This is a genomic window from Streptomyces sp. NPDC059499, from assembly GCF_042749285.1.
In the GTDB taxonomy this organism is placed as follows: domain Bacteria; phylum Actinomycetota; class Actinomycetes; order Streptomycetales; family Streptomycetaceae; genus Streptomyces.
This window is the reverse complement of record NZ_JBHYTT010000009.1, coordinates 309,207-317,645: the sequence shown is the minus strand read 5'-3', so window position 1 is coordinate 317,645 and position 8,439 is coordinate 309,207. Positions and strand designations below refer to the sequence as shown.

The window sequence follows — 8,439 nt, the reverse complement described above, 5'->3', positions numbered from 1 at the left end:
GCCCGGGGGCTTTGCGGGCACTGTAGGGGGTGGCGCCCCCGCCCGGGCCGGGCGGCCTGACTGCCCCCCCCCCCTGGCTCGCGGGGCCCCCCCCCCGGGGGGGGCCGCCCCTCTCGGCCTGTCGGCCCTAAGGAACCGTCAGTTGTGGCCGAAGCGCCGCTGGTGCTTACGGGCAACATCCGAAGGGCTGCCCTGGGCCTGCGACTGCGGCTGGGTCTGCGACTCGTAGGCCGTCGACTTCGCCTCCTCCGCACCACGCTCCGCGGCGGACGCGCGGTCGTGCTGGGTGCCCTGCTTACGGTTCTTGTTCTTGGCCATGGTGATGCCTCCTGTGGGGAATCTCGGGGCCAGGACCGATGTCAGACTCACATACCACCCCATAAGCCGCATGTTGGATCATTACCCAGCGTAGTCCGGGCGGTATCATGCGCGGTTTCCCGGATCCGCCACGCCGATGATCGAGTTCCGGACCTTAACCCTCGTACGGTCGGGCAGACTCGAAGGAAACCCTGAGTAAGCGAACCCCGAGCAAGCGGACCGACCCCCCACGACCGGGCCCGCTGATCCGTTCCCGAAATCCTGGAAGAGGGTGGAACGCGTGGACCGTTGCGTCGTCCTGGTGGACGCCGGCTACTTGCTGGGCGCAGCCGCGAGTCTGCTGGCCGGAGAGCCCGCCCGTTCCCGCATCACCGTCGACCACGCCGCCCTGATCCAGGGACTGCGCGAACGCGCGGAGGCCGACACGGAACAGCCCCTGCTCCGGATCTACTGGTTCGACGGCGCCCCCGACCGCGTACCCCAGCCCGAACACCGCCGGCTCCGGGTGATGTCGCGCGTGACCGTTCGGCTGGGGGCCCTCACCCGCAGTGACGGACGGTGGGCACAGAAGGGCGTCGACGCGGCGATGCACGCGGAGCTCACCGAACTGGCCAGAAACCGCGCCTGCTCCGATGTGGTGCTCGTGACCGGGGACGGCGACCTGCTGCCAGGACTGATGTCCGCCAAGGAACACGGCGTGGCCGTCCACCTCTGGGCCGTCCAGGCCGCCGACGGCGACTACAACCAGTCCGAGGACCTCGTCGCCGAGGCGGACGAACGCCGGGTGCTCGACCGGGCCTGGATCACCAAGGCCGTACGGGCCAAGGAGATGGGCGGCGTGTGCGCGCCGCCGCCCGTCCCCCGCCCCGAGATCGCCGCGATCCTCTCCGCCCCGCTGCCCGAGGCCGCGCTGGCCGCCTCGGCCGAGCGGGCGTCGGAGGCCCAGGCCGCCGCGGCCCGCAACGGCAACGGCACACCGGCGGACGAGGCCGCCGCGCATCCGCCGCCCGCCGCCGGACACAAAGGCGTCCCCACCCCCAAGGACCTGGCCAGCCTGCGTGCCCCGGGCGCGCAGGCCGCCGCCCCGCACCCCGTACAGCAGCCCGTCCCCAACGCGACCCTGCGCTGGTCGTCCGACCGGGGCTGGGTGGAGCGCGGCGGACCCCTCGGTGAACCCGCGGAGACCGCGTCCCTGCCGACCCTGGCCCAGCTCACCAGCGCCGAGCAGCGCTGGGCGGACCGGGAGGAGGACATCACCACCGTCGGCGGAGACCCCTTCGAGGTCGGCCAGGTCTTCGCCCGGCGCTGGATGGAGCGGCTGCCGGAGACCGTTCACCTGCAGAAGCTCGCCACCATGTACCCGCGCATCCCGCACCGGATCGACGGGGAGCTGCTGCGCTACGCGGCACGGTTCGGGCTGCTCGCGCACAAGGACGACCAGATCGACGAGCACGACCGCTACGCCATCCGGGCGGGTTTCTGGCGCGAGATCGATGTGCGGGCCGCCGCGGAGCCCGCCCCCGTCGCGGAGTAGGCACGGCGGCAGCAGCGTGGCCCTGCCCGGCCCCGGGCGCAATCCGGGGCATCCGACCCCGTACTCTCGTACCTCGTGAGTACGGGCACAGCACAGGCACAGACCGGGACCGGGACCGTGTGCGCGGTGCGTGATCTGGTCAGGACCTATCCCGCCGTCCGCGGCCGACGCGGCCGGGCCGGCACCCCCGAGGTGCGGGCCACCGACGGGATCAGTCTCGATGTCCGGCGCGGTGAGATCTTCGGGCTGCTCGGGCCCAACGGCGCGGGCAAGTCCACCCTCGTGCGCCAGCTCACGGGGCTGATGCGCCCGGACTCCGGCAGCGTCGAGGTGCTGGGGCACGATCTCGTGCGCCACCCCGAACACGCTTCCCGGCTCATCGGGTACCTCGGGCAGGAGTCCACCGCCCTGGACGAGCTGACGGTGTCCCTGGCGGCCGAGACCACCGGGCGGCTGAGGGGCATGCCGGCGCGTGCGGCGCGGGCCGAGCGCGATGCCGTACTCGAGGAACTGGGCCTCACCGAGCTTGCCGGGCGGCCCCTGAGGAACCTGTCCGGCGGCCAGCGGCGGCTCGCCTGCTTCGCGGCCGCACTGGTCGGGGAGCGCCCCGTCCTGGTCCTCGACGAGCCGACCACGGGCATGGACCCCGTCGCCCGGCGTGCGGTGTGGTCCGCCGTCGACCGGCGCCGTGCCGAGAACGGTGCCACGGTGCTGCTCGTGACCCACAACGTGATCGAGGCGGAGACGGTACTCGACCGGGTCGCCGTCATGGAGCGCGGCAAGGTCATCGCCTGCGACACCCCGGCCGGGCTCAAGGAGCAGGTGGCGGGCGAGGTCCGGGTCGAGCTGGTGTGGCGGGAGAGGGCGCCCCTGGACGTCCCCGAGGTGGCCGCGCTGCGTGGTTTTGCCCAGGAGTCGGGGCGCCGCTGGGTGCTGCGGCTGGGGCCGGACGAGGCACGGGCCGCGGTCGCCGCGGTGACCGGCGGGGCGGCGTTCTCCTCGCTGGACGACTTCACCCTGGCCACACCCAGCCTGGAGGACGTCTATCTGGCGCTGGGCGGGGACGCGGCGAAGGCGGCCGAGGGACTGGTGAAGGCGTGATCATGAACGTGTCGAAGGGGAGCAGCGCCAGGTGACGAGCATCCTTCCTGTGGAGTCCTCGGAAAAGGTGTCCCGGCCGGCGGCCGGACGGACGGCTGCGGGCATGCCCGCCCGTACCGCCCCGGCACCCCTCGCGCCGCGGGCCCGGCTGCTGCCCGCGCTGGCCGCCGTGTACCGGGCGCAGCTGTCGAGGGCGAGGGTCGCCCGGATTCCGCTGCTGTTCGTGGCGACCTTCCAGTCCATCGGAATCATGGTGCTCATGCGGGGCGTCGTCGACGGCGGCGCCGAGGCGCGGGCCGTGGTCGCGGGGTCCAGCGTGCTCGTCGTGGCCTTCGTGGCGCTGAACCTGCTGGCCCAGTACTTCGGCCGGCTGCGGGCGGACGGCGGTCTCGACCACTACGCCACGCTGCCGGTGCCGCCCGCGGCGGTGGTGCTGGGCGCCGCGGGTGCGTACGCCTCGTTCACCGTGCCCGGCACGATCGTCACGGCGGTCACGGGAAGCGTGCTGTTCGGGCTGCCCATGACCCATCTGTGGGTGCTCGTCGCCGTCATTCCACTGTCCGGGGCCGCGCTCTCGGGGCTCGGCGCCGCGCTCGGGCTGCTGGCGCCGCGGCAGGAACTCGCGACCCTGCTCGGGCAACTGGGCATGTCCGCCGCGCTGCTGCTGGGCGTGCTGCCGGCCGACCGGCTGCCGGAGCCGGTGGGATGGGCCCGCGACCTGCTGCCCTCGACGTACGGGGTCGAGGCGCTGGCCAGGTCCTTCGACGCCCACCCGGACTGGGCGGTCGTCGCCCTCGATCTCGGGGTGTGCGCGGTGGTCGGGGTCCTGTCCCTGGCCGTGGCGACCTGGGCGTACCGGCGGGCGGCGGTCCGGTAGCTCTGCCGGCGGACCGGTGAGGCGGCGCGCCGGGGGGCCTGGCACGATGGCAGCGTGACCGCACCGTTGACGCCGCCTCACCAGCCCCCGTCCGATGATCCCTGGCAGGCCACGCCGTCGGGATCCCATGCCGCGCCCGGTGGCCAGGAGCCGCCGCACGGGACCGATCTCGTGGCCGAAGTCGCGCGGGCCGCCGTGGTCACCGTGCTTCTGACGGTGGCCGGTGTGGCACTCGGACTGCTGTGGCTGTGGCTGGCGCCCCGCGTGCCGCTGGTCTCCGACGACACGGCGGTGTTCCTCAAGAACAGCGAGAGCGAGGAGGCCATCGGGGCGGACGGCACGTTCGTTCTGCTGGCGCTCGCGTTCGGCCTCGTGTCGGCGGCCGCCGTCTTCCTCTACCGCAGGAGCGGAGGGATCGCACTGGTGGTCGCGCTCGCCCTGGGCGGACTGCTCGGCTCCCTGCTGGCGTGGGGGATCGGCACGTGGTTCGGGCCGACGTCGGACGTGGTCGCCCATGCCAAGGAGGTCGGCAAGGGCGTGACGTTCGACGCGCCCCTGGAGCTGCACGCGGTGGGGGCGGGGATGCTTGCCTGGCCGGTCGCGGCGATGGCCGTGTACCTGGGTCTGACGGCACTGTTCGGGCCGCGGGACCCCGAGCCGGAGTGGGAGGCCGGGTACGGGGAGGGCTGGCCCGCCGCCGGTTCTGCTCCCGGCCCCGCATCCGGTTCCGCCGGACGGCAGTGGCCCGAGGGCGGGGCCGTGGAGGGGTCGGAACGGCCCTAGACCGTGTCCGTCGGCGCCGATCAGGAAGAACAGCACCCCTGCGGCGTCGTGAACACCGCCAGGCACAAGGGAAGCATTCACGTCCGACATCGACGACGGCAGTCCCTCGTGGTCCCGCACACTGCCGCCGCCGACCACCCTGCGCGCCATGTCGGCCACCCGGTACCGCTCCAGCAGGTCGGAAAGCGGTGCACGAACCGCCCGGCCGCCCCCGGGGGAAGCCTCCCGACATCGCCACTGCCGATGCTCCAACGGCGGTGATGCCGCGCCGCCTCGGGGTGAGCGGCCTCCAGGGCGCCCACCCGCTGCCGCGATTCGCCCAGTTCGTCGCGCTCCCGGGGCGAGAGCGGCCCCAAGGGACCCGCGCGGGGCCGAACGCGCGACCCGGGTGGGCCCGATGGGTGACCGCGCGCACGAAGTGCGACCGTCGCGGTCCGATGATGCAATGGCGTGGGGGAACAGCCACGAGCCCAGAGGTGACGCCGTGAGGGACGCATTCGACCAACTCGACACGTCAGCGGAGATGGGACCCATCGACTATCTGGTGGTCGAGTTCCCCGGCAACCGAATGACCGGCGAGGGCTTCCCCCTCCTGGTCGACCTGGTGGACCGAGGCCTCATCCGGATCCTCGACCTGACGTTCATCCGGAAGGACGCCGACGGATCGGTGAAGGGACTCGAGATCGCCGACCTCACCGGCGACGGCGCACTCGATCTGGCCGTCTTCGAGGGCGCCTCCTCCGGGCTGCTGGGCCAGGACGACCTGGAGGAGGCGGCCGCCGCTCTGGAGCCCGGCAACTCCGCCGGCGTCCTGATCTACGAGAACCTGTGGGCCGCCCCGTTCGCCGCCGCCCTGCACCGCGGCGGCGCCGAGATGGTCGCCTCCGGAAGAATCCCCGCGCCGGCCGTCCTGGCCGCGCTCGACGCGACCGAATGAGCCTGAAAGTCAGACGCGACCGAATGATCCGTCCCTGAAAGTCAGGGGCACCGAGATAGGGAGATCGCCATGCCCGGACTCCTCCGAGGGGTCGCCCGCACGGCCGTCGTCGCCGGAACCGCGACCGCCGTGTCGAACCGTGTTTCCCGCCGACAGCAGGGGCGATGGGCGGCCCAGCAGGAACCCCAGGCGTACGCACCGCAGTCGGCAGCCCCGGCCGCGCAGCCCCTAGCCCCGCCGGCCTCCGGCATGAGCAGCAAGATCGAACAGCTGAAGCAGCTGGGCGATCTCAAGACCCAGGGCGTTCTCACGGAAGCGGAGTTCGAGGACCAGAAGCGCAGGCTCCTCGCCTCCTGACCGCCCGACCGGCGCGGGTGTGCCCGATTGCTGCGGAGACCGTCGAACCGGTGGGAATCGGCGGGCAGGAGAGTCACCCGGCCGCCGGACGGGCTCCCACCCGGCCGCCGGGCGGGCTTCTGAGCTACCCGCGGCCGATCGGCGCCAGAACGGCGTTCGTCAGTAGCGCCAGGTCGTCCGCCGACAGTTCGACCTCCAGGCCCCGTCGGCCCGCCGACACGCAGATCGTCGCGTGCGTCCGGGCCGAGGCGTCGATGACCGTACGCAGCCGCTTGCGCTGGCCCAGCGGAGAGATGCCGCCGCGCACGTAGCCCGTCGTGCGTTCGGCCGCCGCCGGGTCCGCCATCGCCGCCCGCTTGCCGCCCACCGCCGATGCCAGTGCCTTGAGGTCCAGCGACCCGGCGACGGGGACGACCGCGACGACCAGTTCACCGTCGACATCGGCGACGAGCGTCTTGAACACCCGGTCGGGCGGGACGCCGAGCGCCTCGGCCGCCTCCTCGCCGTACGACGGGGACGCCGGGTCGTGATCGTAGGAGCGGACCGTGAACGCGGTGCCCGCCGCGGTCAGTGCGACCGTGGCCGGGGTGCCGCCGGGCTGCTGCTTCTTGGCCTTCTTCGCCACCGGCAGGGTCCTCGGGTCAGTTGGGGTGCGTGGGTCCGCGGGTCAGGTCGATCGCGGGCAGCGACGGCAGATGCCGGATGACCGCGGTCTCCTTGCGAAGGAGCGTCAGCTCCTCGCGAAGCCGGGTCGCGGTGTCCGGAGCCTGGAGCAGCCGCTGCTTCGACGGGATGTCGAGAACGGCCGCGGCGGCCACCAGGTACGAGACGACGGACGGGTCGTCCGGCAGGTCCGCCCCCGTCGTCAGGGAGCGTTCGTTGGCCCCGGCGAGCCGTTTCTGATAGCTGCGGAAGGCCCTCAGGACGCCCTCGGCGAGCGCGCCGGCCTCTTCCTCGGCCTTCGTGTCGCCGCTGTCGGCCGCCTCGTCGTCCGGATTCTCGGTCAGTTCCTCGACCTCGGCCGTCAGATACGGGCCGCTCGTGTCGACGGAGAGCAGCTTGACCCGGGTGGTGCCGGTCGCGAGGACCTCGAAGCTGCCGTCGACGCGCTCACGGATCTTCGCCGCGTCGGCGATACAGCCGACCCGGTGGAAGCTCTGGATCGGGTCGGGGCCGAATCCGTCCGCCGGGGCGCGCTCGACGGGGCCGGCAGCGGCGACCGCGTCGGGCATCCCGGTGGCCGTGGGGGCGGTCTCGCGGCCGTCGCGGATCGCGACCACGACGAAGCGGCGCGGTTCGTCCTCGTCGATCTCGAGCAGCTCGCGCATCATGGCGCGATAACGCTCCTCGAAGACGTTGAGAGGCAGCACGAGGCCGGGGAACAGCACCGCGTTCAGCGGGAACAGGGGGAGACGAGCGGTGGTCACAACGGTCAAGCCTAATGGCCGCGGAGCCCGCCGTGTCCGGCCCGGGCCCGCAAGGCTGTGGAAGAGGTCACCCGGAGCCGCGCGTCGGCTCGCGCGTCGAGGAATCCGGTGAGCGCGTCCTCGGACACGGACGCCCAGGGGAACGACGTCACATACCGTCCGATCAGCTCGAACTGCTCCAGCGCCTCCGCCCACCTGCCCCGTGCGACCAGCACATGGACGAGGAGGTTGCGGACCTCGGCGGTCCACGGATCGCCGGGCGGATAGGCGGCCGACAGGGAGATCGCGAGATCGGCCGCCGTGTCGATCCGGTCCTCCTGCACGGAGTTCGTCCGCCGGGCCGCCGTCTCGTCGTGCAGGAGCGCGAAGGCCGCCCGTACGGGGAGCGCCTGCACCAGTGAGTCCGGCGCGGCGTCCTCCGCCGCCCGCTCGGCGAAGTCGAAGCACTCGCTGTGCGAGCCGTACCAGGCGGCGGAGAGGTACTGGAGCGCGGCGACATGGCAGCCGTAGTGGTGCGCCGAGCGCCGTACCGCCTGCTCCCACAGCGATTCGAAGACGGCGTGGCCGGCGTGCGTGCCACGGGCGTGGTCGAGGGCGAGCCGCCACGGCACCGGGTCGCGGGGATCGGCCTCGGCCGCCGCCGTGATCTGCGGGGCCACCTCGCGCAGCAGCTCGGCGTGGGCGGGGGACTCCCAGGCGCGGCGTACGGCCAGTTCGGCCTTGACGAGCAGGGCGTCCGGGTCACGTGGTGCGGCGGCCAGCCAGTCGGTGAGCCAGCCGTCGCGGTTGCGGGCGAAGGTCACCAGGCGGGCGAGGCAGCGGTCACGGATCTCCCACTCGGCGGCGTCCCGGGTGGTGGCGAGGAGCTTGGCCGCGGGTTCGAACTCTCCGAGGGCGGCGGCCACCAGAGCGGGCGACAGCCGTTCGTCGGGGGCGTCGAGCAGCACGGTGTCGTCCGCGGGCAGCCCGGCCGACAGCCCGGGGCTGCGTCGGAGGGTGCACGCGGAACTCAGCATCGCGCGGAGGGAAGCCATGGTGCAGACCATTGAAAAGCCCTGGTCGGGGCGGCGCCAGAGGGCCACTGTGAAGCTTCTGGAGAGAGTGG

General features: G+C 73.0%; 10 protein-coding genes. 6 read left to right on the top strand and 4 right to left on the bottom strand.

What is annotated here, in order from left to right:
- Window positions 1-138 precede the first annotated feature (138 nt).
- Window positions 139-318, bottom strand: a complete 180-nt coding sequence (locus ACFW9O_RS22605) for a hypothetical protein (protein WP_384611641.1) — start codon at window positions 316-318, stop codon at window positions 139-141.
- A 271-nt stretch (window positions 319-589) separates the two neighbouring features.
- Here ACFW9O_RS22605 and ACFW9O_RS22600 point away from each other — a divergent pair, with 271 nt between their 5' ends.
- From ACFW9O_RS22600 to ACFW9O_RS22575, 6 genes are all read left to right on the top strand, one after another.
- Window positions 590-1,852 (top strand): NYN domain-containing protein, encoded by a 1,263-nt coding sequence (locus tag ACFW9O_RS22600; RefSeq protein WP_384611639.1) that lies wholly within the window; start codon window positions 590-592, stop codon window positions 1,850-1,852.
- 117 nt (window positions 1,853-1,969) lie between these two features.
- Window positions 1,970-2,953: an ABC transporter ATP-binding protein gene (locus ACFW9O_RS22595; RefSeq protein WP_384611662.1), complete on the top strand. Its 984-nt coding sequence runs from the start codon at window positions 1,970-1,972 to the stop codon at window positions 2,951-2,953.
- A gap of 31 nt (window positions 2,954-2,984) precedes the next feature.
- On the top strand, window positions 2,985-3,830 hold the full coding sequence (locus ACFW9O_RS22590; RefSeq protein ID WP_351170844.1) for an ABC transporter permease: 846 nt from the start codon (window positions 2,985-2,987) through the stop codon (window positions 3,828-3,830).
- Between the two features lie 54 nt (window positions 3,831-3,884).
- Window positions 3,885-4,613, top strand: coding sequence for an ABC transporter permease (locus ACFW9O_RS22585; RefSeq protein WP_384611637.1), 729 nt, complete (start codon window positions 3,885-3,887; stop codon window positions 4,611-4,613).
- Window positions 4,614-5,136: 523 nt separating this feature from the next.
- On the top strand, window positions 5,137-5,550 hold the full coding sequence (locus ACFW9O_RS22580; RefSeq protein ID WP_384611660.1) for a DUF6325 family protein: 414 nt from the start codon (window positions 5,137-5,139) through the stop codon (window positions 5,548-5,550).
- A 69-nt stretch (window positions 5,551-5,619) separates the two neighbouring features.
- Window positions 5,620-5,907: an SHOCT domain-containing protein gene (locus ACFW9O_RS22575; RefSeq protein WP_384611635.1), complete on the top strand. Its 288-nt coding sequence runs from the start codon at window positions 5,620-5,622 to the stop codon at window positions 5,905-5,907.
- Window positions 5,908-6,031: 124 nt separating this feature from the next.
- Here ACFW9O_RS22575 and ybaK read toward each other — a convergent pair whose 3' ends face one another.
- From ybaK to ACFW9O_RS22560, 3 genes are read right to left on the bottom strand one after another with little or no spacing between them, the layout of a single operon-like run.
- A complete protein-coding gene (gene ybaK / locus ACFW9O_RS22570; protein WP_384611633.1) occupies window positions 6,032-6,532 on the bottom strand; it encodes a Cys-tRNA(Pro) deacylase in 501 nt (166 codons plus the stop codon).
- A 16-nt stretch (window positions 6,533-6,548) separates the two neighbouring features.
- Window positions 6,549-7,334 carry an LON peptidase substrate-binding domain-containing protein gene (locus ACFW9O_RS22565; RefSeq protein ID WP_384611631.1) on the bottom strand — a complete coding sequence of 262 codons (786 nt, stop codon included), beginning with the start codon at window positions 7,332-7,334 and terminating at the stop codon, window positions 6,549-6,551.
- Between the two features lie 11 nt (window positions 7,335-7,345).
- The gene (locus ACFW9O_RS22560; RefSeq protein ID WP_384611658.1) at window positions 7,346-8,380 is read right to left on the bottom strand and encodes a hypothetical protein; all 1,035 of its coding nucleotides are present in this window, start codon (window positions 8,378-8,380) and stop codon (window positions 7,346-7,348) included.
- Window positions 8,381-8,439 lie beyond the last annotated feature (59 nt).

Coding starts and splice junctions, on each gene's coding strand:
- ACFW9O_RS22575 (WP_384611635.1), top strand. CDS start 5,620: ATGCCCGGACTCCTCCGAGGGGTCGCCCGCACGGCCGTCGTCGCCGGA.
- ACFW9O_RS22580 (WP_384611660.1), top strand. CDS start 5,137: ATGGGACCCATCGACTATCTGGTGGTCGAGTTCCCCGGCAACCGAATG.
- ACFW9O_RS22560 (WP_384611658.1), bottom strand. CDS start 8,380: ATGGTCTGCACCATGGCTTCCCTCCGCGCGATGCTGAGTTCCGCGTGC.
- ACFW9O_RS22605 (WP_384611641.1), bottom strand. CDS start 318: ATGGCCAAGAACAAGAACCGTAAGCAGGGCACCCAGCACGACCGCGCG.